The 25,405-nt window shown below is 64.8% G+C and carries 24 protein-coding genes and 1 tRNA gene; 6 read left to right on the top strand and 19 right to left on the bottom strand.

The window, feature by feature from the left end:
- Nucleotides 1–658 precede the first annotated feature (658 nt).
- From ASF54_RS16545 to ASF54_RS14285, 10 genes are all read right to left on the bottom strand, one after another.
- Nucleotides 659–1,081, bottom strand: a complete 423-nt coding sequence (locus ASF54_RS16545; RefSeq protein ID WP_157510210.1) for a hypothetical protein — start codon at nt 1,079–1,081, stop codon at nt 659–661.
- A gap of 48 nt (nt 1,082–1,129) precedes the next feature.
- Nucleotides 1,130–1,924: a hypothetical protein gene (locus ASF54_RS14330; protein WP_055964558.1), complete on the bottom strand. Its 795-nt coding sequence runs from the start codon at nt 1,922–1,924 to the stop codon at nt 1,130–1,132.
- A gap of 81 nt (nt 1,925–2,005) precedes the next feature.
- Nucleotides 2,006–2,653, bottom strand: a complete 648-nt coding sequence (locus ASF54_RS16540; protein ID WP_157510209.1) for a hypothetical protein — start codon at nt 2,651–2,653, stop codon at nt 2,006–2,008.
- Between the two features lie 669 nt (nt 2,654–3,322).
- Nucleotides 3,323–3,463, bottom strand: coding sequence for a helix-turn-helix domain-containing protein (locus tag ASF54_RS17060; RefSeq protein WP_442855796.1), 141 nt, complete (start codon nt 3,461–3,463; stop codon nt 3,323–3,325).
- A 308-nt stretch (nt 3,464–3,771) separates the two neighbouring features.
- A complete protein-coding gene (ccsB, locus tag ASF54_RS14320) occupies nt 3,772–4,797 on the bottom strand; it encodes a c-type cytochrome biogenesis protein CcsB (protein ID WP_055964553.1) in 1,026 nt (341 codons plus the stop codon).
- Nucleotides 4,798–5,140: 343 nt separating this feature from the next.
- Complete coding sequence (locus ASF54_RS14315) at nt 5,141–5,605, bottom strand: hypothetical protein (protein WP_055964549.1); 465 nt, start codon at nt 5,603–5,605, stop codon at nt 5,141–5,143.
- A 448-nt stretch (nt 5,606–6,053) separates the two neighbouring features.
- Nucleotides 6,054–6,284, bottom strand: coding sequence for a cold-shock protein (locus ASF54_RS17055; protein ID WP_055964543.1), 231 nt, complete (start codon nt 6,282–6,284; stop codon nt 6,054–6,056).
- Nucleotides 6,285–6,971: 687 nt separating this feature from the next.
- Nucleotides 6,972–7,193 (bottom strand): hypothetical protein, encoded by a 222-nt coding sequence (locus tag ASF54_RS14295; protein WP_055964537.1) that lies wholly within the window; start codon nt 7,191–7,193, stop codon nt 6,972–6,974.
- A gap of 162 nt (nt 7,194–7,355) precedes the next feature.
- Nucleotides 7,356–7,742, bottom strand: a complete 387-nt coding sequence (locus tag ASF54_RS14290) for a DUF6176 family protein (protein WP_235481095.1) — start codon at nt 7,740–7,742, stop codon at nt 7,356–7,358.
- Between the two features lie 1,228 nt (nt 7,743–8,970).
- Nucleotides 8,971–9,058, bottom strand: a tRNA-Ser gene (locus ASF54_RS14285).
- Between the two features lie 124 nt (nt 9,059–9,182).
- On the opposite strand from ASF54_RS14285, the gene ASF54_RS14280 reads away from it, so the two are divergent.
- Complete coding sequence (locus ASF54_RS14280) at nt 9,183–10,046, top strand: SGNH/GDSL hydrolase family protein (protein WP_084816316.1); 864 nt, start codon at nt 9,183–9,185, stop codon at nt 10,044–10,046.
- A gap of 120 nt (nt 10,047–10,166) precedes the next feature.
- Entirely contained in the window at nt 10,167–11,528 is a 1,362-nt protein-coding gene (gene radA, locus ASF54_RS14275) for a DNA repair protein RadA (RefSeq protein WP_055964531.1), read from the top strand.
- Nucleotides 11,529–11,697: 169 nt separating this feature from the next.
- Here radA and ASF54_RS14270 read toward each other — a convergent pair whose 3' ends face one another.
- The 4 genes from ASF54_RS14270 to ASF54_RS14255 form a co-directional block, all read right to left on the bottom strand.
- A complete protein-coding gene (locus tag ASF54_RS14270; RefSeq protein WP_055964528.1) occupies nt 11,698–12,084 on the bottom strand; it encodes an SseB family protein in 387 nt (128 codons plus the stop codon).
- 14 nt (nt 12,085–12,098) lie between these two features.
- Complete coding sequence (locus ASF54_RS14265) at nt 12,099–12,764, bottom strand: hypothetical protein (protein ID WP_055964525.1); 666 nt, start codon at nt 12,762–12,764, stop codon at nt 12,099–12,101.
- Nucleotides 12,765–12,874: 110 nt separating this feature from the next.
- Nucleotides 12,875–13,393, bottom strand: coding sequence for an amino-acid N-acetyltransferase (locus tag ASF54_RS14260; protein WP_055964522.1), 519 nt, complete (start codon nt 13,391–13,393; stop codon nt 12,875–12,877).
- A gap of 75 nt (nt 13,394–13,468) precedes the next feature.
- Nucleotides 13,469–15,958 carry an ATP-dependent Clp protease ATP-binding subunit gene (locus ASF54_RS14255; RefSeq protein WP_055964520.1) on the bottom strand — a complete coding sequence of 830 codons (2,490 nt, stop codon included), beginning with the start codon at nt 15,956–15,958 and terminating at the stop codon, nt 13,469–13,471.
- 166 nt (nt 15,959–16,124) lie between these two features.
- Between ASF54_RS14255 and ASF54_RS14250 the strand changes: the two genes are divergently transcribed.
- Nucleotides 16,125–17,051, top strand: a complete 927-nt coding sequence (locus ASF54_RS14250; RefSeq protein ID WP_055964517.1) for an NAD(+)/NADH kinase — start codon at nt 16,125–16,127, stop codon at nt 17,049–17,051.
- Nucleotides 17,052–17,105: 54 nt separating this feature from the next.
- Here ASF54_RS14250 and ASF54_RS14245 read toward each other — a convergent pair whose 3' ends face one another.
- The 5 genes from ASF54_RS14245 to ASF54_RS14225 all read right to left on the bottom strand — a co-directional run bounded on the left by ASF54_RS14245 (nt 17,106) and on the right by ASF54_RS14225 (nt 22,223).
- Nucleotides 17,106–17,954 (bottom strand): serine protein kinase RIO, encoded by an 849-nt coding sequence (locus ASF54_RS14245; protein ID WP_084816315.1) that lies wholly within the window; start codon nt 17,952–17,954, stop codon nt 17,106–17,108.
- A gap of 141 nt (nt 17,955–18,095) precedes the next feature.
- A complete protein-coding gene (locus ASF54_RS14240; RefSeq protein ID WP_157510208.1) occupies nt 18,096–19,001 on the bottom strand; it encodes a hypothetical protein in 906 nt (301 codons plus the stop codon).
- Between the two features lie 349 nt (nt 19,002–19,350).
- Nucleotides 19,351–20,388, bottom strand: coding sequence for a sigma-70 family RNA polymerase sigma factor (locus ASF54_RS14235; protein WP_055964512.1), 1,038 nt, complete (start codon nt 20,386–20,388; stop codon nt 19,351–19,353).
- Nucleotides 20,389–20,892: 504 nt separating this feature from the next.
- Nucleotides 20,893–21,078 carry a hypothetical protein gene (locus ASF54_RS14230; protein ID WP_055964510.1) on the bottom strand — a complete coding sequence of 62 codons (186 nt, stop codon included), beginning with the start codon at nt 21,076–21,078 and terminating at the stop codon, nt 20,893–20,895.
- A 32-nt stretch (nt 21,079–21,110) separates the two neighbouring features.
- Complete coding sequence (locus tag ASF54_RS14225; protein WP_055964507.1) at nt 21,111–22,223, bottom strand: substrate-binding domain-containing protein; 1,113 nt, start codon at nt 22,221–22,223, stop codon at nt 21,111–21,113.
- Between the two features lie 271 nt (nt 22,224–22,494).
- Between ASF54_RS14225 and ASF54_RS14220 the strand changes: the two genes are divergently transcribed.
- The 3 genes from ASF54_RS14220 to ASF54_RS14210 are packed head-to-tail and all read left to right on the top strand — an operon-like array spanning nt 22,495 to nt 25,402.
- Nucleotides 22,495–23,640, top strand: a complete 1,146-nt coding sequence (locus ASF54_RS14220; protein ID WP_055964505.1) for an extracellular solute-binding protein — start codon at nt 22,495–22,497, stop codon at nt 23,638–23,640.
- The gene (locus ASF54_RS14215) at nt 23,637–24,587 is read left to right on the top strand and encodes an ABC transporter permease (protein ID WP_055964502.1); all 951 of its coding nucleotides are present in this window, start codon (nt 23,637–23,639) and stop codon (nt 24,585–24,587) included. Before ASF54_RS14220 ends, ASF54_RS14215 begins: the two co-directional genes overlap by 4 nt.
- Nucleotides 24,587–25,402, top strand: a complete 816-nt coding sequence (locus tag ASF54_RS14210) for an ABC transporter permease (RefSeq protein WP_055964499.1) — start codon at nt 24,587–24,589, stop codon at nt 25,400–25,402. The genes ASF54_RS14215 and ASF54_RS14210 overlap by 1 nt, the downstream gene beginning before the upstream one ends.
- Nucleotides 25,403–25,405 lie beyond the last annotated feature (3 nt).

Here is a 25,405-nt window from a genome sequence, read left to right as displayed (position 1 = left end):
CAGCTGCAGCAGACATACGACTATCAGTCCATTTCACCGTCTCAATAGATGATCCTGCTCCGGACGCGTTAGGTCGATCAGCCCTTCGGTCTTGGTGGTGCCAGTCCCGTCATCGTGAAAAGCCTGGCCAAAACGTTGCCGGCAGAAGCCCCGTCACGACGACCTAAGACCGTCAAGGACTCACGAGCTGACGTTACGCACGGGGAGGAAAGTGGCAGGGCGAGCCAGGACGCGCCCGACTAGGGCCAGTTCCGACGCGGCCGTGGTCATTCGTTCGATGACCCGGTTGTCGGGCCCGGGCTCAAGCCGAGTTTGTCCATTTTGGAGCGGACGGTTGGAGACTGCGACACATCTCTGCACCACGTGCCCGTAGGAAAAGGGCTTCCCCCCTACTCGGGCCACAGCCCGGGTGACGGCCATGAGCTCGATGGGCAGGAGCGGGAACGCTTCAGCAGTGTCGACTGTGAAGTTGAGGTGGTCCCAGGCGGTGGATCGGTGTCCTTTTTCGATGAGTTCGCCGGCGCGTAGCCAGCTCTGAACCTCACCGGGTTGCAGCTCGGCGGGCGTGGGCACCCGGATGACTGCTGGGGTGCCCTGCTGGATAAGCGTGAGCGCATGCATGGCCGCGATTGACTTCGCGAGGGCCGCATCACGTTCTTCATCGTGAGTCGGCGGTGGCAATCATGGCAATGACGGGAGGTCCTCCCGCTATGGCGATGCTGAACTCCCCGGATTGGGACAGGACTTGTTGGAGTCGCAGGGCTAGTTCGGCGCTGCGGGGGCGCATCCCCTGCACCGTGAAGGGCCGCAGCGACAGCCCGTTTTCCTCGCCGTCAAAGGAGCCATAGACAGTCAAAGACAACGCGCCGTCGATCATCCCCGTCCAGCTCCAGCCTCGTTCCCCTCTGTTCATGCGGTCCATAACGACCCGGTCGGTAAGAGTGTCGCCGCTAGCTGAGGTGACTGTTAGTTCGTAATTGCCACCGTCTTGCCCGGCCTCGACAGGCACCACGGTGACTTCGGCTGCAAGCCCATCGAAGAAATCAACGCCTGGGAACCCTCCCGTCACTTCGGCAGGCATGTTGGCTAGAGGAGCCCCGAACCCCTGAAACGCGGCAACGCTATGTGCCTATGCGTCCGTGTGCGGGCGGAAGGCAATATTGAGTTCCAAGTCAAGGGGGCTGTCTTCCTCGGCAAGGTTGTAGCGGCGGTAGATATTTGTGCGGACTCGGACTTTCCCACGGGTGACGTCGAAGGTCGCGGCAAGGTCCGAGTCTTCAGGAACGTCTGTCAGGGGGTCCTTGCGGGGTGCCCCTACAGCGAATTCGTATCGGAAGTGTGGGTCGACGGCATTAACCGATTTGTAGATTGCTTCGAGCCCGTCGCGGGCCTCCGAGTGGTTCAGAGCAATGCCGCCGGCGGCATCGTGGGAAAGCTTGACGGCCTGGAAGAGTTGCATGGCCATGTTAAACGCTCGTCGTTCACCACCTTTGAGGTAGTAGTCGACCGCTTCGGGGAACTGAGTGGCCCACGCGTCCAAGTTCGTCTCGCCTAGCCACTGAGCCGGGACTCCGCTATCGGAGGTGAGGCCTTCCAGCCACTCCGTGTCTTCCGTTGTGGCGTCGCGAGGTCGGACAACAATCCAGTTGCTGACCTGAATCTTTCGCTCGAGAGTGTAGTCACGAAGTCGTGTCCACGATTCCGTGATGGAAGCTTTTTGCTTGGCGTCGAGTCGTGAGGTGTATCGCTTCACTTGGTAGACATCCCAGGTTCCGTCTTTTTGGCGGACGAGAATGTCGATCCCTTTGTCACCTGTGGATGGCTTTCGCCGTTCTCCGTGTGGGTGCAGGCGGAGAAGGAAGATCGCGACGAGAGTCTCGATGGCTTCACCCTTGTAGGTCTGCCATGCAATGCGATCGGACACGCTCTCAGACTATGGCGTGAGTAGCGTCCACGACCGGAGAGCCGTTACCGGCATGGTCTCATCTGCCGCTGACGTCGCAGCCTAAGAACGACTCTTGTTCATGGCTGTCGCGATCGCCGCCGTCTTGTCTGCCAGGGTCTTTAGGTGTTTGTTCATTGACGTCATGAGGCCCTTTTGAGATGTGGAGGAGAAGCTGCTCGTGGTCAGTTTCACGGTATCCATGCTGAGTGGGAACGAATCTTTGAGACGGCGTCGCCCACGGCCACGGTAGGTGATCACGATTATGACGTCGTCCGGTGTGGGTTCAGCATTGACGAGTTGGGGCCCGCCTCTGTTTTCGCCAGCCCACCAGGTGTTGGAGAGGACCTGTCCGGGGTTCAAGACCGGAATTTGTTTTGAGTAGCGCTGGACGATGTACCGGGCTGATACCCCGGTGGTGTCTGCGGGAAGTTCCAGTTCCGGTATGAAGCGCACCACCACATCTCGAGCGGGAGTCTGCCCAAGATTTGTGATGACCAGTTCGGCGAAGGTGTCGCTTTCCGGTGCTGCCCTAAATTCCGCGGTGATCATGGGCTGACTCCGCGCCCGATTATCAAGAGCGGCCGAAACGAGGGTAAGGATGGCAATGACGGCCGCACCAACGCCTGCCACCGCACCGATTCCGGAACCGTAGAAGTTAATCCATTCCCAAACGTTTGCGGGGGCTGCGGCGAGGACTTGGAGAGGCATTCCCAGAGGATAACCGCGGCATTCTCACCTACGGAGCCGTTCGAGAGGATGGCCCCGCAGCTTTCAAGGCAGCGCGCTCCTTGCGGCGGACACTGCGCACTCTCATCGCAGTCAAAATTTCAGAGATCTCGCGTTCAATGGATTGGCGTACGGTGGGAACGAATGTGCCTGCGGCCCGTTGGCGACGGGAGGATTTTCGTCGCCGCCGCCAAGACATGACTACGACGACTAGACCCGCAACACCTAGTCCGACAAGCGTTAAGCTCGAAACACTATTGACGACTTTCTGGGCGGGGTCGGTGACCCCGTTATTGCCGGATATGTTGATCCCTAAAACTCCGAAGAAGACGGAGTATCCAGCAATGGCGGTGGTCGCGAAGATGGAAAGCCCACTGCGCAATGCTCGGTCAGAGAAATCCACTGCGCCGAGTCGTATCACTCGTTGTAAGGACCTGATCTGTTCTTCGTGGAGAGTTCGTGTCGCGGTCGAGTCGAGCCCGACGTCGGCGCCGCCCAGATCTATTTCGCGAAGCAGAGTGATCATGCGAGCGGCGCGTTCGGCTTGGTCCGCTTGTCGTTTTCCGCTGCTTTCGCGTATGTAAGCGACGATCGCCCACGCCAACGTCAGCAACCCGACACCAGCGGATAGCCATGGACCCACGGCCACCATCAGAGAGCCTGCCCTGACGTGTCGCCCAGGACCCGGTAGACCGTGGGACGACTGACACCGAAAAGATTGGCGATTTCCGTCACCGTTTTCGATCGCGCCTCGTAGAGATGCCTGGCCTCAGCGACCCGCTCCGGTGTCATTTTTTGCGGGTCTGCCGCCTTGTCTGCCTCGAGACCTTGCGGCGGCCAGACCATTTTTTGCGCGGCTGACCATCATGGCGTGCTCGAACTCGGCAAAGGCAGCCACCATTGCCCTCTGCTGTGCCTGTATCGATGTTCTGCTCGATCTGTGGAGTTCATCGTCAGATGGCGGCGCTCTGCGATCGTTGAGTGGCGGTGTCCCCGTGCACGGTGACCAACCCCTCGAGTGCTTCCCAGGATCCAGTTGCATTGGTCGGGAGGATCGATGACGAGCGCCCCGTCTTGTCCCGGCTGCTTTAGCAAGCTCTCTAGGGGGCCGTTGATTCGAAGCCCGAGTAGGCGTGCAGTCCACGGAAGAACAGGTTGACAATCGAGAAGTTGAACATCACAGCCGAGAATCCGATGAGTGACAGGTAGGCAGAGCGCGTACCTCTCCAGCCCCGAGTTGCTCGAGCGTGGATGTACCCGGCGTAAATGACCCAAATAATGAAAGTCCAGGTTTCCTTCGTGTCCCATCCCCAGTAGCGTCCCCAGGCGCTGCGCGCCCAGATGGCTCCTGCCATGAGGGTAAAGGTCCAGAGGACAAAACCGACGAGAGCGATGCGGTAAGCCAAATCCTCAAGCCGGTCAGCTTCCGGGAGGGTGTCAAGAAGTTTGAGCTTCGCCGTTCGGGCGGTCTCGCGTCTCGCCTGGACAATTTGACCTGCAGAAAGTCCCGCGGAAATGGCGAAAAAAGCTGTTCCCAGGCACGCCACGAACACGTGAACAACAAGCCAGTAGGACTGCAAGGCGGGAACGAGTGGAGAGACCGTGACGTAGAAGTTGACGACAGCCACGCCCAAGAGCAGGACGTTTAGACCCATGACGTAGGCGCCGAGGTATCTCAGGTCAATGACGAGGTTGACGATTAGGAAGACCGCGACGATGAGCGCTGTGCCGGTGAGGCCGAACTCAAACATGTTGGCCCAGGGGACACGGTCTGCCGCAAGCCCGCGGAGGACAATGGACGCGATATGGACCAGGAGCCCCAAGGCCATAAGGGACATTCCTACGCGCTCGAACTTCGACGAGCGGCGAGGTGTTTCCCCGTCTGTTTTCTCTCCGGTCCGGAGGAGGGTCGTGGATCCGCCCCGAGAATCCCCCGCCATGGACATGGTCTCGGCCTGAATGGCCGGAGATGCTGCCGAAGCGGCTTTCAGCGCGGCCGTCGAGGCGATCTGCGCCTCGCCAGAACGCTTCGCGAGGTCAAGCGCGAACGCAATGAACGAGATGACGTAAACGCCGATGGCTGAATACGCCGCGTAAAGACAGTAAGTGGAGAATTCCTCGATCACTACCAAACCATAGGTCAGGAATGCCGCAACGCGAAGCCCGGCATGCCTGGATCAGCCTCACTACCTCCAGATCAAGACTTTCCAACAAGTAGCTGCAAGACCAAGCAGAGTACCGACGACACGGCGGTGCCATTGCCGGCGCTGGAGGCCGCTGCCTCCCGTGCCAATGGCAGCAAGTTCGGCGCGAATGGCGGCGGATGTGTCAGGGTGCATGTCAGTGCTCATGAGAACGTGCCTCCTGGTGCGGAGTGAACTTCGCGGATGACCGCGCGCACGTCATCGCGGACTCTAGATTGACTTGTTCAGATACTTGACGCTCGAGCCGTGGTGTGACGGTGCTGGTCTAGTTGCCGCGGATGATGACTTGCCAGGCGCTGTCTTGGCTAGCGTCGAACGCGCTGAAGCCGACCTTGTCGACGCCCGTGCGTCCCGCTCTGGAGAGGTGGAGCGGCTGCGCCCCCTTGCTGCAGGACAAGGACTCGACCGTGTTGGTCGTGCCGAGACTTCCGGCAGAAGTCGTCAGGGTTCCGCTCATGGTTCCGCCGCCGAAGCAGGAGAAATCAAACCCTTCGATGTCTGTCGCCTTGGCAAAGGTGATCGTGATCCCCTTGTCTACACCCGGCTTCGGATTCCGGGTACTGATAGGCGCGGATAGGGCCCCAAGGACCCCATCGCCACGGGCGGCAGCATCTTGTTTCGTGCTCCATTTATCCATGGCGGCTTGATCGACGACAGGTTCCGACGAGCACCCGGCGAGGACGGTGACACACAAGGTCGAGACGATCAGAAGAGTAGGGGCGAGGCGCACACGCCCACTCTAGAGAAGGAGTCGAGGAGTGTTGGCGTAACCCTCTCCGCGCGCGACAGGAACTAGTGGCTTTGCCGCGCCTTTACTTCCTTTCCGCCGAAGGGAACGCCTGTTTTTCTCCGCCGCGTTTCTGAGCTCTGCGGACTTGGTAGACATCGATGAGATTGATGGCTGCCGCCACGACGCAGAGAATTCCCCACCACCTAATTTCGTGGTCGAGCAAAAACTGGCTTACGAATAGAAGCAATGAGGCCAGCCAAAGGAGGGCCATTACCCCCAGGAGATAGCGTCGGAGCCGGGAGTATGTGGGCACAGGATGAGCTTAGTAATCTAGCCGTGTAGTTGAACTACTGCAGGCGCCTAGGACTGCCCAGGGATGGACCGAGTCCTTCGAGCGACGAGCCAACCGCTACCGTTCATTCGCCCGCCGCGGCTTTCGGTCTGCGCGTCATCGGCCAATGACGCGAACTTCTTCGGCTCGAAACACGCATCCATCTTGACCCCGCGGGTAGTCCTCGAGAAGAAACTCGACCTTTTGGCCCGACTGCAGGGCGTGATATCCCTCCATGTCCAGGTCGGAGAAGAGGGCGAACACGTCGGAAGGAGCCGAGTCCGTTCGCAGGGTACCCCATCCTTCGTCTTCGCTCCACGAAATGACGACGCCCGTTACCCTCTGCATGGAGCGAGGCTACTTGACGCACTCAATCCGAACCTCATGCGTGCGGCTGGACCGTTCACACGGAAATCATTCAAGGAACGATCAGTCGCGGATGTAACTTCGGCGGGGAAGCCATTTATCTCCTTGGCCTAAAAGGCGGTCCGTGAGGTGTTGGCGGTTCCAAACGGCGGCCACTTCGAGGCCTTCGATTTCCGACTCCTCGGCCCGGGTTATAAGGCCGCGGTGGTACACGGAGTAGCCGCCGCCTGGGTGATAGATCGCCTGGGGCGGCGGCCACTCGTCCTCTCCGGACAATGGAGCGACACTGCCCACGTGACTTACCCAGTCGGATGTCAGAACGTCGTTGTAGACGCCCACTACAAAATCCACCTCGCCCATTGGGCTGGGAACAGTGCCCGCCTCCGAGCTACGTTGTAGGTAGAAGGCGACGGAAGAGTCACGAAGTGCCCGTCCGTAGGCGAAGGTGCCGTCTGGTAGCGGAAACTCCAAAAGAGTTCCTACGGGAGGTCGACGTCTACCCACGTAAGCCTCGCGAAGGGAAGAGCTCTGGGTTATCCATGGAGCGAGGCTACGCGACCGGCACGGAAGCCGAACGCCCATCGTGCGGGAGGCAACCCTCACCGTTAGGCGCGGAAGGTACTCACGAGAGTGCACATCGTGGGAGACAGCCTTGGTGAATGGGGAACCTCACACTAGGACGTCGCGGAACGGTGTGCCGAGGAGTCGGCTGTCGGCCCTTAAACGCTCGAGGATCTCATTCCTCCGACCCCGAAAAGGCAAGGGCATGACACGGTCCCAATCCTCCACCCTGGGTATATCCAGAAATGGGCCTATCCAGAAGTCGAACCGCGCGGGGCCTTCCCTGTACTCAACGCTTTCCTTCGTCGAGAACCTGATGACGTACTCCACGTCTCCCTTTCGGTCTTCCGCTTTGTGACTACAAGGTTGAGCACTGCCGCCGGTTTGATGGGCGCACATAGCCAACTCTGACGGTGAGCAGACTCGAGCCTTGCTGAGTATTGAGCATCGGGTGGCCGACTCTTAGTCACGTGCGGCCCACTCGTGGCGCGTTCAGTGAGAGCCGGTGGCTGCCCAGCGGATCATGGTGTCTCGGATGTGGTTCGGGGTGAGCATGAACTTGGGCTCGAGTTCTTCCCATCCGGGTTCCTTGGCCTGACGGCTGTAGGCAGCATGTGTGGCCGCTATCGCGTGTTGCTCGTCGAGGCCTGTGCCGTCTGATCCCATGAGACTGAGGTGGTAGATCCATACCTGCCCATCAGCCTCCGTGCTCTTGAAGGTCGCCTCAAACAGTTGCCGCTCGTCCGAAAGCGCCGGTTCCAATTCGTCGTACCGCGCGTTCAGCTCCGACATCCACTTCTCGAAGACAGGTTCCTGGCCCGCTTTGATCGGCGCGCGACTCAGCTCGAGGCGCATCCCAGGTGGAACGGACGAGGGCATGGGGAAACCTTCGAAGTCACGAGGATGAGGTCGGAAGGGAACAGCCGGCTCCGGAGTCCGAGAGGGCACATCGGGGATCGTCATTCCTCCAGCTTGAGGCATCGACCGATCAGTCGTGGCCTTCTGCATATTTTGAACGGGTAATTCCGTGTGGTGCACGTTGACCGGACGAGCACCGCTCATCGAATGTCGTTTGCGAGAGCAAAATCGCCGCAGACATGGGGATGCACGTTTACCCCGTACGGTGACGATGCGCGGTGAGCGGGGGCTAAGTGCAACGCCGTTTCGACCTAATGCGCCGAGACCTGAGGGGCACGCTGACTGCCTCCTCTACTTGCCGAGAGCTACGCCCATCCCATAAGTCGACCATTCGTTGGTGCCATGCTCGGGAGGGCCAGATCAGTGAGGTCGGGCGGCGCAGCGAGGGGTCTCGAAAAACTAAAGTTTTCTGAGACGTCCCAAGCTCTCACCGTGACCATCTGAACGGCACAGCCACTCCCCCTCACTTGCACGGCTGTCAGAGATCACTGACTGTCTTGAAATGTCGTCTCAACATATTTGGTGACGGCGAAGCGCCCCTGGGGATTTTTGAGACACGATCAGCGCACAGGACCGCTCGCCCGGAGCCGCACCAGAGAACCGCAACTCCAGATCGATTCACGCCCCTCCGCGTCTTCGGGTGTCTGAATAACTGACGGGCTCGACCACGCGCCGGAAAGAGTGGCGAGGTTCCCCCGTTGTAACGGCAAGTCGCCTCTGGTTAGCTCGCAACATGAGACACCCGTTGAATGGAAGTCAGCGACAGGACGGCAGCGTCGTCGCACTCACATGGGCCGTCGTCGTCTCCTGGCTCCTGGCCGTGGCGGTGGCCGCCTGCATTCTCGTACTCTTCAGTCACGCGCCCGATACATCCCCGGCGAGAACCCTCCTCATCCTCGGCGGAGCGTGTGGTGTCTTCGCGATACCAGCGGCCGCGGCGACAGTGGTACTTATCGTCATCCGAGTTCGTCAGCGGCGTTCGCTGGCGGCGGGCTAGGGGAACGGAAGAGAATCCTCTTCCGCCGGCCTCAGGGATTCGACCTCGGCCTTGGGAACCACCTTCCCGACGACAGCCCAAGGGCGCCTCCCGGTAGGAGTACGACCTGTACAGGCCGGAAGCTGCACCCCAGAAGCACCAAAAACACCCACAAAATAAGAAAACCCCCGCGCGAACGGGGGTTTTCTGTTGCGGTACCGGTGGGATTTGAACCCACGGTGGAGTTAACCCCCACACATGTTTTCGAGACATGATCCTTCGGCCGCTCGGACACGGTACCGAGAGCGAGTTTAGTACAGATTCGGGAGCTTGCCGAATCGCCCGGGTGAGCTGTCGGATCCTGCGCTCTGGCCAGGCGCAGACGGCCGAGCGGCCGCGCACCCGCGAGGGCGTATCGTGCCGGAATGACCAACACGAAGGCAATCGCCGGAGCGGTCGGCGGAGCAGCCGCAGCAGCCGTCGCGGGCACGGCCTACTACCGCCGCTTCATGGCCCGCCGACAGGTCGCGGCCGACGTGCTCAACAGCACCCTGCCCGTGCATTCGAAGTGGTGGCGTGAGCGCTTCGCCCAGCAGGGCGCTCTTAGCTACGTGGCTCTCGGCGACTCGGCTGCCCAGGGCATCGGCGCGTCGGCTCCGTCGCGCAGCTACGTCGGCCGCATCGGTCAGCACATCAAGCGCACCACCCGCTCAACGGTCGGCGTCAAGAATCTGGCGGTGAGCGGCTCCACGACGCGCCTGTGCAAGATCAACCAGGTGCCGCGCCTCGCCGATCTGACTCCTGACATCGTCACGGTCGCGATCGGTTCGAACGATGTCGGCGAGTTCAACGCCGCGAAGTTCGAGAAGAACATCCGCACCATCTACGGGGCCCTCCCCCCGCACGCGATCGTCGCCGACCTGCCGTTCATGCTGCTGCCCGACCTCGAGAAGAAGGTCGCCGTGGCGAACGAGATCGTGCGCCGTGTCGCCGGGGAGCTCGGCCTGACCGTCGCCCCGCTCTATGCGACCACCCGCCGGCAGGGCTACATCGGCACCTACCGCAACACCGCGAAAGACCTGTTCCACCCGAACGACAAGGGCTACACGGTGTGGGCGTCGGCGTTCTTCCCCGCCATCGACGCCCGCCTGGCCCGGATCGCCGCCGAACGGGCAGCAGCCGACGTGACCGCGTCGCGCCGGGTCACGAGTGTTGCTTCGGCCGTCGCCGACCGGGCTCACGGGGCTGCGATCGCGCGGTCCGACGACGACGTCACCGCGACTTCCTGAGCCGAACCCCCAACCCGACAAACCAAGGATCCGCGGCCACCCCCGCTCGCTCCACCCCCACCAGCCGGGCCCCTGTGAGCATCACCCGCCGGTGTCGGTGGCACCACCTAGAGTTGCCCCATGGCTCGCCCCACCTCCACTTTCCGCTGCACCGAGTGCGGCTGGTCGTCGATCAAATGGGTCGGCAAATGCGCCGAGTGCCAGTCGTGGGGCACCGTCGTCGATGCGTCGGCCGCGGTCGCATCCAGCCGCGGCGTGAGCGCGATCGCGGTGCCGGCCGATCGCGCCGCGCGACCGATCACCGAGATCCCGGCCGAGAGTGTCTCGCACTGGCCGAGCGGCATCGCCGAGTTCGACCGGGTGCTCGGCGGCGGCATCGTTCCCGGGGCCGCGATCCTGCTCTCGGGCGAGCCGGGCGTCGGCAAGTCGACCCTGTTGCTCGAGGTCGCGTCGCGTGCCGCCGCGCAGGGTGCTCGTGTGCTGTACGTCACCGCCGAAGAGTCGGCCTCGCAGGTGCGGCTCCGCGCTCAGCGCACCGGCGCCATGCACCCCAACCTCTTTCTCGCCGCCGAGGTCGATCTCGCCGTGATCCTCGGCCAGATCGAGCAGACCAAGCCATCGCTCGTGATCGTCGACTCAGTGCAGACCGTGTCGTCGTCGGCCAGCGAGGGCATGGCGGGCGGTCCGTCGCAGGTGCGCGAGGTGGCCTCGACCCTGGTGCGCGTCTCGAAAGACCGCAACCTGCCGATCCTGCTCGTCGGTCACGTCACCAAAGACGGCAGCATCGCCGGTCCGCGCCTGCTCGAGCACCTCGTCGACGTCGTCTGCCAGTTCGAGGGCGACCGCCAGACCGCGCTGCGTTTCATCCGCGCCCACAAAAACCGCTTCGGCCCGACCGACGAGGTCGGCTGCTTCGAGATGACGGGCGACGGCATCGCCGAGGTCAAAGACCCGTCGGGCCTGTTCATGTCGCGGGGCGGCGCTCCCGTGAGCGGCACCTGCATCACCATCTCGATGGAGGGTCGCCGCGCCCTGCCTGTCGAGATCCAGGCGCTCATCGTCTCCAGCACCGCGCCGCAGCCTCGCCGCGTGGTCAACGGCGTCGACGCCTCCCGCGTCGCCATGCTCCTCGCCGTGCTCGAACGCCGCGCGGGCATCCGCCTCGGCGATGCCGACGTCTACGTCTCGACGGTCGGCGGCATCAAGCTGACCGAGCCCGGCGCCGACCTCGCCATCGCGCTCGCCCTCGCCTCCGCGAGTCGCGAACGCGCCTACCCCCACACCCTGGCGGCCGTCGGCGAGATCAGCCTCGCGGGCGAGATCCGGCCCGTCTCCTCCGGCAAGCAGCGCGCCTCCGAGGCCGCGCGGCTCGGCTTCACGCAGATCATCGACTCGTCGTCCGAGCACCTGCGCGAAGCGCTCCGGCAGGCGTTCTCCAGCGCGTCCAGCGACCGCGACCGCGAGCTCGACGCCGCGTTCTGAGCCCCGACCGTTCAGAATTCTGGCAAAACCGGCCGATCCGGGCCCTGGAACCGTCCCGCGGGCCACTTCTGCCAGAGTTCTGAACCGTCACCCTACGATTTCGGCGCTTTCAGGCCCGCAACCCGCCTCAATCGCCCAGTTCGGTAGGCCGAAGGCTCGCCAGCCGCACCTACGCCCGCAACGCCCGCAGCAGATCTTCCGGGTTCGCGGCCATCGTGTGCGGCCCGGCGATGTCGAAGAACACCTGCTCCAGCACGTCCAGGTGCGCCTCGATGAAGTCGCGCAGCTTCGCCCCGTCGTAGAGCATCACGAGTCGCACCTTCTCATTCGGCACCATGGCCTTGTACGTCTCGGCCGACGAGAACAGCAGCAGGATCCGCTTATCGGTGTTCTCCCGCCCGAAGACCCGCACCTGCTCGTCTTTGCGGTCAGCGAGCACCAGGCGCGGTACGACGACCACGTCGTTGCGGAGTGCGAACGCGACCGCGGCGACGTCTTGCGCGGCGAGCGCCTGCTCGAGCTGCTCCGAGCGGAATTCAGGTTTCGGGGATGCCATTCGATGGTGCCGTTTCAGTTCAGAATCATGAGCGCCGACGTGGCCGATTTGATCGACCCGACGGCGACGGACAGGTGGTAGCTGGCTCCGCCGGCCGGCACCGATGCCCGCGAGCTGTTGCAAGTCGACGACGACGATCGCGTGCGATCCCAGGCGATGGCCGGGGTCGTCAGCGTCTGACCGGCTTTAACCGTGATCTTCTGGTGCGTGCCGTTGACCTGGCAGTCTTTCGACGACCAATACGTCTCGGCGCCGGAGGTGATCGACAGCACCTGCTCGGCCGATCCGAGGTCGAGCGAGCACGCCGACGTCGACGTGTTGGTGATCGACATCGAGATCTGCGGCTGCTCCAGCGAGGTGTATGAGGCCTGGTCGGCGACGGGCTTGAGCGTGATCGCATCGGCGTCGCAGGTGGCATTCGAGGCCGAGGCCGTGGGGGCGTCGGTGGCTTTCGACGTGGCGGCGGCCGTGGGGGCGGGCTTCGGCGTGGCAGTGCGCGAAACCGCAGGATCCGACGTGGTCGGGGCCGAAGCGGGCGTCGCGTCGGATCCTGAACCCGGCTTTGCCACGATCAACACGACGATGATCACCACGAGCACCAGCACCCCGATGACGATTGCGCGGCGACGCCAGTACACCGAGCTCGGTTCCGAGCCGACGGGATGCTTGATCGACGACATGCGCACAGGGTAAGCGCCTGCCGGTACCGCGACCCGGATGCGCCCGGCGAGTCACGCGGGCGTGCGGCGGATCGTCAGGCAGAGCCTAGGTCGGGCGGTTCGACCGCGGCTCAGACCGGGGGCAGCACCTTGAGCATGCGCGTGTTGCCGAGGGTGTTCGGCTTGACGCGGGCGAGGTCGAGGAACTCCGCGACGCCCTCGTCGGACGACCGCACGAGCTCCGCATAGACCTCGGGCGAGACGACCGATTCGCCGATCTCGAGATAGTCGTGCTTGACGAAGAAGTCGACCTCGAAGGTGAGGCAGAAGATACGGCCGACTCCGAGCGAGCGGGCGTCGTTCTCGAGCCCCTCGAGAAGCTTGTGGCCGACTCCGTGATGGATCCACTCGGGGTCGAGCGCGAGGGTGCGAACCTCGGCGAGGTCGTCCCAGAAGACATTGAGGGCGCCGCAGCCGATCGGCACCCCGTCGGGGTCGAGCGCGATCTGGAACTGCTGGATGCTGCCGTACAGCGTGACGTTGTCTTTGCCCAGAAGGATCCGTCGGCTCACGTACGGCGCTATCAACCGTTGGATGTGGGGCACGTCGCTCGCCAGCGCCTTGCGGGTGGTGATAGCGGCAGACGTCATAGTCGCAAGCCTACGGGAACGCCGAAGGCGGCCCTCCCAGTGGGAGAGCCGCCCTCGAAGTGGTGCGGTTGAGACCTACGCCTCTTCGGCGCCCTTGTCGAGCACCAGGACCTCTTCGCGGCCCGGCTGACGCCCGGTCTCGAAGGTGAACTTGCCGTCGACGTAGTCAACCTTCACGTGGTCGCCGGCGTTGAGCTCACCCTGAAGGATGTGCTCCGACAGCTGGTCTTCGACCTCGTGCTGAATCGCACGACGGAGGGGACGAGCACCGAGCGACGGGTCGAACCCGACCTTGATGAGCTGCTCCTTGGCCGCGAGCGAGAGCTCGGCGGTCATGTCGCGGTCGAGCAGGCGGTCGGAAAGACGCTTGACGAACAGGTCGACGATCTGGAGAAGCTCCGGCTGCGTGAGCTGCGGGAACACGATCGTCTCGTCGACGCGGTTCAGGAACTCCGGCTTGAAGTGCTTCTTGAGCTCCTCCGTGACCTTCGAGCGCATGCGCTCGTAGGAGGTCGCCGTGTCGCCCTCGATCTGGAAGCCGACGGGGCCACCGGTGATGTCTTTCGTTCCGAGGTTGGTCGTCATGATGATGACCGTGTTCTTGAAGTCGACGACTCGACCCTGACCGTCGGTCAGACGACCTTCTTCGAGCACCTGGAGGAGCGAGTTGAAGATGTCGGGGTGGGCCTTCTCGATCTCGTCGAACAGAACCACGGAGAACGGCTTGCGGCGGACCTTCTCGGTCAGCTGGCCGCCCTCTTCGAATCCGACGAACCCGGGAGGGGCACCGAACAGACGCGAGACGGTGTGCTTCTCGCCGTACTCCGACATGTCGAGGCTGATGAGAGCGTTCTCGTCGTCGAAGAGGAACTCGGCGAGCGCCTTGGCCAGCTCGGTCTTTCCGACACCGGTCGGGCCGGCGAAGATGAACGAGCCCGAGGGGCGCTTGGGGTCTTTCAGACCGGCACGGGTGCGTCGGATCGTCTTCGAGAGCGCAGCGATCGCCTGCTCCTGGCCGATGACCCGCTGGTGCAGCGCCTTCTCCATGAAGACGAGACGCGAGGTCTCTTCTTCGGTGAGCTTGAAGACCGGGATGCCCGTGGCCTGAGCCAGGACCTCTGCGATGACGCCCTCGTCGACGGTGCCGGATGCTCCGACATCGCCCGAACGCCACTGCTTCTCGAGGCGGAGACGCTCACCGAGGAGCTTCTTCTCCTCGTCGCGGAGGGAGGCAGCCTTCTCGAAGTCCTGATCTTCGATCGCGGCCTCCTTCTGGCCGCGGACGACAGCGATCTTCTCGTCGAACTCGCGCAGCTCCGGCGGGGCCGAGAGGATCGAGAGACGCAGGCGGGCGCCGGCCTCGTCGATCAGGTCGATGGCCTTGTCGGGCAGGAAGCGGTCGGCGACGTAGCGGTCGGCGAGGTTCGCCGCGGCGACGATCGCGCCGTCGGTGATCGAGACCTTGTGGAACGCCTCGTACTTGTCGCGCAGCCCCTTGAGGATGTTGATCGCGTGGGGCAGCGAAGGCTCGTGCACCTGGACGGGCTGGAAGCGACGCTCGAGGGCGGCGTCTTTCTCGAAGTGCTTGCGGTACTCGTCGAGCGTGGTCGCGCCGATGGTCTGCAGCTCGCCTCGGGCCAGGAGCGGCTTGAGGATCGAGGCCGCGTCGATGGCGCCCTCGGCGGCACCGGCACCCACGAGGGTGTGGATCTCGTCGATGAAGACGATGATGTCGCCGCGAGTGCGGATCTCTTTGGTGACCTTCTTCAGGCGCTCTTCGAAGTCACCGCGGTAGCGGCTTCCGGCGATGAGCGACCCGAGGTCGAGCGAGTAGAGCTGCTTGTCTTTCAGCGTCTCGGGCACGTCGCCCTTGACGATCGCCTGGGCGAGGCCCTCGACGACGGCGGTCTTGCCGACGCCGGGCTCACCAATCAGCACGGGGTTGTTCTTGGAGCGGCGGGAGAGGATCTGCATGACGCGCTCCATCTCCTTCTCGCGCCCGATGACCGGGTCGAGTTTGTTATCGCGCGCAGCCTGGGTCAGGTTGCGACCGAACTGGTCGAGCACCTGCGACCCACCCTGCGGGCCAGCCTGCGTTTCTCCGCCCACTGCAACCGCCTCCTTGCCCTGGTACCCCGAGAGAAGCTGGATGACCTGCTGGCGCACCCGGTTCAGGTCGGCGCCCAGCTTGACGAGGACCTGTGCGGCAACCCCTTCACCCTCGCGGATGAGGCCGAGCAGGATGTGCTCGGTGCCGATGTAGTTGTGGCCGAGCTGCAGCGCTTCGCGCAGGCTCAGCTCGAGGACCTTCTTCGCACGGGGCGTGAAGGGGATGTGGCCGGTCGGCTGCTGCTGGCCCTGACCGATGATGTCTTGGACCTGCTCGCGCACGGCGTCGAGCGAGATGCCCAGCGACTCGAGCGCCTTGGCGGCGACGCCTTCGCCCTCGTGAATGAGGCCGAGCAGGATGTGCTCGGTGCCGATGTAGTTGTGGTTGAGCAGCTTCGCTTCTTCTTGAGCGAGGACGACAACGCGACGGGCACGGTCGGTGAATCTCTCGAACATCTTCAAACTCCCTTGGTGACGGGCTGGAACGTCACCGATATGACGGTCGACGCCCCGAGGGGGTGGGCGTCGCGTATGTCGAGAGTAACCACGGCACGGGCGGGAGTCTGCCCCTGTTCGCTGGCGGCGTGACGGTCTTCCAAGCGTCGCTCACTAGCCTCGGGTCATGGGCAACTACACGGTCGGTCTGATCCCCCACCCCACGAAGCCGGTCACGCCGTCGATCGACGTACTGCGTGAATGGCAGGAGCCGGTCGGCGCCCACCTGATCGCGCTGACCGATGATGCGGCACGGGTCGGCGAGGGCATCGAACTGGTCGACGAGGCCACGTTCGTCGAGCGGGTCGACGTCGTCGTGTCGCTCGGTGGTGACGGCACGATGCTGGGGGCCATGCGCCTGGTCTCACAGCGCCCTGTGCCGGTGCTCGGAGTGAACTACGGCAACGTCGGGTTCTTGGTCGAGATCGAGCCCGCCGAACTGCCTGGAGTGCTCGACACGCTCGCGTCGAACGAGTTCTCACTCGAGTCGCACCACGCCATCGAGGTCGTCGTCTCGTCGACCGGATTCGAATCCTCCTTCCTGGCCTTCAACGATCTCTCCGTCACGCGCCGCCCCGGCCAGGGCGTCGTCACCGCCGATCTGCTCGTCGACGGCACGCCCTACGGCTACTTCAAGGCCGACTCCGTGGTCGTGTCGACGCCCGCGGGCTCGACGGCCTACAACTACGCCGCGGGCGGCCCGGTCGTCAGCCCCGCTGTTGCCGCGACGATCGTGACCCCGGTCGCTCCGATGGCGGGGATCGACCGGACCATCGTGCTCGGGCCCAAGGAGCTCCTCAAGTTTGTGGTCGGCGCGGGCACCCGGTCGGCGGCACTCGAACTCGACGGACGCGTGGTGTCGGACGTCGGCGAGGGCGCCGTCATTAAGGTGCGCCTCCGCGAAGACGCGGGGATCGTGGCCCGCCTCGACGCGGGTCGCCACGGCCGCAAGGGTCGACTGAAGCTGAGCCTCATGGACCTCCCTCTCCGAGAAGACCAACTGCTCGAGTTGGTCCCCCCGGCGGTCCGGGCCCGCTTCCTGCGCCAGCACTGACCCGCTCGCCGCGCCCTCCCAGCCCACGCTCGGGCTCTAGCTCTGGCTTGCGCTCTAGCCGCCGAACACCTCCCCCAGGCACTTCGCAAACAGCTGGTCGACGTCGCGCACGAACCCCCTCCGGGCAAACCACGCGGCGACGTTTCGGCAGTCGCGTTCGAGCAGGGCCACCCCGTTCGGATTGCTCACCACGTCGACCAGCTGCGGCAGGTCGATGACCACGACCCGCCACTCGTGCACCAGCAGGTTGTACTGCGAGAGGTCGCCGTGGGCATACCCGGCTCTCGCGAACCCGAGCAGGATCTCGACCACCTGTTCGTACAGCGGCTCGAGGTCGGCCCCGTCGGCCTTCGTCTGAGCCAGGCGCGGCGCAGCGGTAGCCCCGTCGCCGATGAACTCCATCAGGATCTCCGTGCCCGAGATCTGCACCGGGTACGGCACCGGCAGACCTCGCGCGTAGAGGCGAGAGAGGGCCTCGAATTCGGCCCAGGCCCACAGCCCGGCCTGGACCGAGCGGCCGTGGGCGGATCCTCGTGCCATTGCCCTGCCGTCTCGCGTATTGCGGGTGCGGCGGCCCTCGCGGTACTGAGCGCCGCGGTGGAAATCGCTGGTCTCGGGGCCCCGGTACCGCTTCGCGGCGAGAACCGAGGATCCGGCACTCCCGTCTCTCGCCCGCACGTCGAGGGGAACTCGGCGTTCGATGAGAAACACGTCGGCCTCCTTGCCCGACTTGACGATGCCGAGTTCGGTGTCGATCGCGGCGGCGCTCGTCACGACCCAGTCGGGGAACGGACGCGGGCCTCGTTCGAGGGGTTGGGTAGCCGGCCAGGTCGACCAGCGTTGGCCGTCGCCGAGAGCGGCTTCGGTGAAGGTGGGTACGACGAAATCGTCGGAAAAAGTCAACGGATGTCTCCAGGACGGAGGCCACCGCGGCTTCTAGAAGGCGGCGACCTCGGGGAAAGAAGGATTCATGGCGCTCTCGTTCGATGCAGTCATGGTCTTCACCTCTTTCGGTCGCTCGTGGGCGTCTTCCGCCGGTGCTCGTCACGCTAGCGCCTCCGCCCCGATGTGTCGAGAGAGACGGTCGATCAGCGCCCTGGGCGCACCGAAGTCGTCGTCGGTCACTCGCAGCACTCGCCAGCCCGCGTCGTGGAAGCTCTCGTAGCGCAGCACGTCTCGACGCCACTGGCCCCGATCGCTGCGATGCTGATCACCCTCGTACTCGATCACCTTCTTCTGCCGTCGGTAAACGAGATCGCCGTGCCCCAGCACCCTCCCGCCGTCGTCGGTGACCTCTCCGTTAAGCTCGGGTGGCTCGGGCAATCCGCCCCGCACGATCAAAAGCCTGAGCTCGGTCTCTTTCGGCGACCACACGTTCGGCCGGATCCACCCCAGGGCCTCCCGCAGCTTCCGAGCCCCGCGCCGGCTACCCCAGCGCCGAGCCGCCGCCTGCAACCGCTCGACCGGGAGCTCCCTCGCCGCTTCGAACGGCGACCACCGCCCGGCGAGCGCGTCGCCCATGATGACGACGTCGTCGAGCGGCAGGAGCGCGGCGCACTGCAGCCAGCATGTGACGGGGTCGACAACGGGGAGGATGTCGACGAACCGACCGCGTACCCCTCGGGAGCGGTGGGCGACGACACCCGGGCGGCTCGGGTGCGCCCCACTCGGGCTGATGACGTGCAGCGGGCCGGATCCTGCGCCCCAGGGAAGAGGAAGACCCCATAACGCGGCGGCCGTGAGGTGGCTGAACAGATGATCCGACCGCAGAGCGGGCATGAGGGCCGCACATCGTTCTTCGATGGTGGAGACCGGCCCGGCGACGCGAATGCCGTGGTGCGGCGCTAGAAGATCGGGGGCGTCGATCCGTGCCCGGCGGAGGCCCAGAGCGCGTGCCTCTGCCACGGCGAAGGGAGCGCCAAGCAGGAGGGGAGGGAGGGGAGATCTCATGCATCAAGCCTGGCGATCGGGGCTGCCCCCGTACGGCGAGCACCCAATTCTGTGGAGAGATGCGGGCGCGTAATTCCCTGTGGGGGCTTGGCCGCGTTCTCGAGTGCCGCCAATTGCAGCCGCCCTGCCTCGGGCGGCGGCATTAGGCGGCACTCGCGCAGCAGCCGTCGAACCCGGACACCCCGAGTGACGGCAAATGCCGCCGGGCAAGGCCGGGAGACGACATTAGGCGGCACTCGGCGGGAGGCCGGCCGCCACCCACCCACCCACGGCAAAGGCCCGCCCGTGCTGAGCACGGACGGGCCTAATAACGCCGACAAACGGGACGGGGCGGCCCCGGGAGACGCTCTTACTGCAGGTACAGCTGCAGGTCTTGCGACACGGCCTTCGCGAACATGCGCAGGCGGGCTCGCGACTCGACGCGCGAGACGGCTTGGCGCGACGAGTGGACGCGCTTGGAGATCTCGTCGAGGGTCATCGGCTGGTCGTCGTCGAGGCCGAAGCGCATGCGGATCACGCGGGCTTCGTCGTCGGGCAGACCTTCGACGAGCGAGTGGATGTCGCGGTTCAGCAGCGACGTCTCCGTCGCTTCGCCGGGCGAGGGGGTCTCTTCGTCTTCGATGAAGTCGCCGAGCTCGGAGTCTTCGGCGTCGCCGACGACGGTGTGGATCGAGACGGGCTCGTGCGAGCGCGACTTGAGGTCGACGAGGTCGGCAACCTCCATCGCGACCTCGGCGGCCACCTCGTCGACGGTGGGCGCACGGCCCAGGTCGACGGTGAGGTCGCGCTCGGCACGAGAGATGCGGTTGATGCGCTCGACGGTGTGAACCGGGATGCGGATGGCACGCGCCTTGTCGGCGAGGCCGCGGGCGATGGCCTGGCGGATCCACCAGGTGGCGTAGGTCGAGAACTTGTAGCCCTGCGTGTAGTCGAATTTCTCGACCGCGCGGACGAGGCCGAGGTTGCCCTCCTGGATGACGTCCATGAAGGGGAGGCCCCGCTGCGTGTAGCGCTTGGCGATCGAGACGACCAGGCGGAGGTTCGCCGTGATCATGCGGTCTTTGGCACGCTCGCCGTCGTGGATGAGCCAGCGGTAGTCGCTGCGGTCGGAGGCCGAGACCTTGCCGGCGGCGTCGAGCTCGGCGAGCTTCTCCTCGGCGAAGAGGCCGACCTCGATGCGGCGGGCGATCTCGGTCTCCTCCTGGGCGTCGAGGAGGGGCATGCGGCCGATGTGGCGGAGGTAGTCGCCGACCTGGTCGGTCGAGGCGCCCCGCACCTGCCCGAGGACTTCGACTTCGACGTCGTCGTCAGTGGAGGTGGTGGTCTGTGCGGCGCTGGTGGCGCCCTTGGTGTTCGCGCGGACGTTGCTATCGATAGTTGTCGACATGTTTTCTTCTCCATCCCTAGCGAGATCAGGCCCCTGCTGAGACCCCGATTCGACGGTGAAGCTCCGATGCTCGGATGTTTTCGCCGCACTACGAGTCTTCCGAGCGGGTACAGCCCTCCCAAAATCGTTCAGGGCGTTCCCAAGTAATCTTTGGGGACGCTCCCAGAAAAGACGGCGTATTGGGGTACGCCAATGCACATTCTTTGACATGCAGTGCTGTTCGGGTGTACGACCCGTTCTCTCTCAACGGGGTACGCCAGACCCAGGCAATAGCGCTGATTTCCCAAGGTTCCGTACCCCCGCTCTCGCTGATTGGGGGACGCCGGGGGTCACGAAGGTGTCCGGCGCATTTCGTTCCGATGTCCAGAGCCCCATCCAGAAGGGGGACATCAGGATCCGCGACACCGCCGCTCGACCCACCGTCCGCCCCGCACGACGACGACACCCCCGCACTCGAGGTGCGGGGGTGTCGGTTGCTGCGGGGGTGTCGTCGCGGAAGCCCGCTTATGCCGCCGGCCGGGCCTCTTCAGCTTCGGCCTTCGCGCGCTCTTCGGCCTCGATGGTGGCGTAGGCCGTTCGCTCGTTCTTGTCGGCGCGGAAGATCGCGCGCATGGCGAACCAGAAGATCAGGCCGACGAGGATTGTCGGGGCGATCGAGAACACGATCCCGCCGACGAGGGAATCAGGCATGCCTCCAGGGTACGGTGCCGAAGCCCGGACGCCTACCGGGCCGAGCGCCCTTCTCTCGACGTCGGCTGAGACGGTGCGACGGGGCCAGCCGTGTCTCCGGCGCGAAAGGAGACCGGCAGCACGACGCCGCCGGGTGATCCCCCCTGCAGCAACTCGCTCACCAGCCTGCCGGCCACTCGGCCTCGTTCGCGGAGGGGTTGCTCGACGGTCGTCAGGCGTCGGTCGAGCCACGGGAGGTCCGCGCCGTCGAAGCCGGTGATCGTGAGATCCCGGGGTACGTCGAGGCCGCGGGCCGCTGCCGCACGCAGGGCTCCGGCGGCCAGCAGGTCGTTTTGGGCGAGAAGCGCCGTCGGAGGTCTGGCGACATCGAGAAGACGGGCCGCCGCGGCTTCTCCTGCCTCGAGGTCGCGCCCACCCGCCTCGACTCGCACGGCGTCGGGAAACACCTCGGCCGTGGCGGCGAGGCGACCCCGGATCGTCCGGTTCGCGATCGCCTCCAGTTCGAATGCGATCGGCACGACCTGGCCAGCGGGCGCGGACGCACCGAGACGGGTCGTGCGCATCACCACGCCGACCCGGGTATGCCCGAGCGACCGGACGTGCCGCGCCAGCTCCGCCGCCCCGCGGTCGTCGTCGATGCCGACGAGCACGATGTCGTCGGCATGCGGTCCTTCGATGCCGACCATGGGGATCCTTCGCGCCCGGAGGCCCGGCAGCAGATCGTCGAACTGCTCGCCGCGCGCGAGAAACACCACGGCATCGACCGGCATCGAGTCGAGGAGGCGCGAGGAGCTCGCCCCCGCGCCGATTCGTCCGGGTACGAGCAGCTGGCCGACGTCGAGGGCGTCCAGCTCTTCGCTCAGGCCGTCCATGGTCGCGATCGTCACGGGGCTCTGGAACGCACGTCGGATGCTCTCCGCAACGACCACCCCGACGATGCCGGTTCGTCCGCTCTTGAGGGAGCGTGCGACGGGGTTCGGCCCGGCGTAACCGAGCTCGCCGGCGGCCGAGAGGATGCGGGCGCGCGTGCGCTCCGTGATGGATCCGGTGGTGCGGAACGCGAGGCTGGCGGTGGAGGTCGAGACTCCGGCACGGGATGCCACGTCGGCGATCGTGACGGAGGACCGCCGTCTGGTACTCGTCACGCTTCTCCTCGACTGAGCCGGGATCGGCTCTGGCCGCCCCCGAAATCACTGTAGTGAGAGCCTTCGCCACCGTGGTCCGTGTTCGTGAGCACCACACCGAATCGCAACGTTTCGTTAAGACGGTCGCAACCGCCTCTCCCGAGAATCGAAACGGTGCGATTAGCCCCCCGAGTCGCCCTGAAGATCGGTTCCCGCAACCCTGCGCGGAGTCCGATCGAACGAACCCCACCCCCAACCGAAGGAAGCCCCTCCCGTGTTCAGACGCCGCTCCATGCTCTCCGTCGCCGCGGCCGCGACCGTCACTCTGGCCCTCGCCGGCTGCGCGCCCACGACAAGCGCCTCCGCTGGGGGCGATTCCCAGTCCGCCGGTGCCAAGGGCACCGTCACCGTCTTCATCTCGGGCGACACCAACATCCAGACCCTCTGGCAGGACGCCCTCATCCCCGCGTTCGAGAAGGCCAACCCGGGAACCACCGTCAAGACCACCCTCGATCTGCACGGCGAGCACGACGCGCAGACGCTCGCCAAGCTGGCCAGCGCCACCAAGGCCGGAGACGCCCCGGGGTACGACCTCATCGACTCCGGCTTCATCCAGGCGGCGGGCGACTCCGGGCTCCTGACCAAGGTCAGCAGCACGACGATCCCGAACCTCGCATCCGTCCCGTCGACGACCGTCGCGGCGGGCAAGGGCTACGGGATCCCCTACCGCGCCTCCAGTGTGCTGCTCGCCTACGACTCCACCAAGGTGAGCACTCCGCCCAAGACTCTCGACGCGCTCCTGGCCTGGATCAAAGCCAACCCCGGCCAGTTCGCCTACAACTCGCCCTCGACCGGCGGTGCTGGCGGCGCATTCGTGACCACCGTGCTCGACCGGTACCTGTCGGACGCCGACCGCACCACCCTCGAGACGAAGTACGACAAATCTCTCGAGTCGAAGTGGGACAGGGGCTTCACTACGCTCGCTGCTTTGAACTCCTCCGTGTACCAGAAGGGGGTCTACCCGAACGGAAACCAGCAGGTGATCGATCTGCTCGGATCGGGCGGCATCTCGATGGCGCCGGTGTGGAGCGACCAGGTCATCTCCGCCCAGGACAACGGGACCCTCCCCAAGACGATCAAGTACACCCAGATCTCCGACCCCGCCTTCACTGGCAGCCCGTCGTACCTGGGGATCCCGAAGACGTCCACGCACGCGGCGATCGCCGAGAAGCTCGCCGACTATGTCCTCTCCCCCGCGGGCCAGGCTCTGATCGCCTCCAAGATCGCCGGCTACCCCGTGGTCAAGGTGGACGGTCTGAAAGCGTCGACCGTCGCGAAGTTCTCCGGCGCCGACCCGAACAACCTCCGCCCCGGGTACTACAGCGAGACCGCGTCTGACATGAGCAACCTCTGGGATCAGAAGGTCCCCGGCCAGTGACCGCTCTTCGATCCGGCGCGGGTGCGCGGGTCGTCGCTCGTCGGCGGGTCTCTTCGGAGTCCCGCCGGCGGGCCCTCGGCCTCACGCTCGCGCTGCCTCCCGTGCTTCTCCTCGCGGTCTTCGTCGGCATTCCGGTGGTCTTGGCGATCGGCTTCAGCCTCGGCCACAACGGAGGCCTGAACTCGACGATCGCCGACATCGGAACAGGCACCCACTCCGCCACGAGCTGGTGGGGCACCGGGCAGGCCTATGTCGACGTCTTCACCGATCCCCGCTTCCTCCGCGATCTCGGGGTCACCGTCTTCGTCACGGTGGTCTCGACGCTCCTGGTGATCGCGACGTCGCTCGCCATCGCCCTCAACCTCCGACTCCGAGGCGGGCGTCTGGCCACCGTCTTCGCCGGTCTCGCGGTCGTTCCCCTCTTCATTCCCGTGGTGATCGCCTCCTGGGCCATCCTGACCTTCTACTCGGCCGACGGATTCGTCCGCACTGCCTTCGCCCTGGTGGGGCTGGAGGGGCCGACCTGGGGATACACGACCATCGCCGTGGTGATCGGCTCGGTCTGGACCTCGTTGCCGTTCGCGACATTGATGGCGACCTCAGGGCTCCAGTCGGTGCCGGACGCGATGATCGAGGCGGCAAAGGATGCCGGGGCGTCCACGAGATCGATCGTGACGCGGATCCTCGTGCCCCTGGCCGGTATTCCGCTCGTCATCGCGACGACGTTCACCGCCATCGGGATCCTCGGGCAGTTCACCGTTCCCTACTTCACCGGGCCGAATGCGCCGACCGTGTTGGGAGTCGACATCTCGAAGTACTTCCAGGCCTTCAACCGGCCGCAGGAGTCCGCCGTGATGGCCGTCGTCGTCTTCGCTCTGGCCTCCGGCATCGCGTTCGTCTACGTGCGGGCCAACTTCCGGTCGGCGAAGAAGGAGGGCCGGATCTGATGCGCGCCTCCCTGTTCGGCCGGCGCGCCACATCTCTGGTGTTGTTCGCCCTCGTGGCGGTCTTCATCCTGGGCCCGCTGCTGTGGCTGGCCGCTCACGCCTTCGCCACCTCGTGGACGTACCCGAGCCTTCTTCCCGAAGGGCTCACGTTCCACTGGTGGTCGGTCGTGTTCAGCGACCCCCAGCTCGCGGCCTCCGTCAAGAACTCCCTCTACTTCTCACCGCTCACCGTTCTCGTCTCCGCGATCGTGTGCCTGCCCGCCGCCTACGCGTTCTCTCGCTTCGAGTTCCCCGGCAGACGCGTCTTCCTGATCGGTCTCTTCGCGACCAATGCCTTCCCGAAGATGGGCCTTTTCGTCTCGATGGCGTCGCTCTTCTACGGCCTCCACCTCATGAACACGATCGCCGGCATCGTGATCGTGCAGTTCATCGGCACGGTCGTGTTCATGACCTGGATTCCGGCGGCGGCCTTCTCCTCTGTGCCGAGGGCGCTCGAGGAGGCCTCGCGCGATGCGGGAGCCGGAGCGTTCCAGACCTTCCTGCGCGTCACGCTGCCGCTCGCTCTTCCCGGGATCCTCGTCGCGCTCCTCATGTCGTTCCTCGCCTCGTTCGACGAGGCGCAGGGCACGTATCTCGTGGGCGCCCCGGTGTTCATGACGATGCCGACCGAGATGTACTCCCTGGTGCTCAACTACCCCAAGCAGGTTGCGGCCGTGTTCGCGATCCTGCTGTCGATCCCCTCCGTCGCCCTGCTTCTCGTCGCCCGCAAATACATCCTCGGCGGACGCTTGGCCGAGGGCTTCCAGATCCGATAGGTG

Source organism: Frondihabitans sp. Leaf304, assembly GCF_001423105.1.
In the GTDB taxonomy this organism is placed as follows: domain Bacteria; phylum Actinomycetota; class Actinomycetes; order Actinomycetales; family Microbacteriaceae; genus Frondihabitans.
This window is presented reverse-complemented; position numbering and strand designations above follow the sequence as displayed.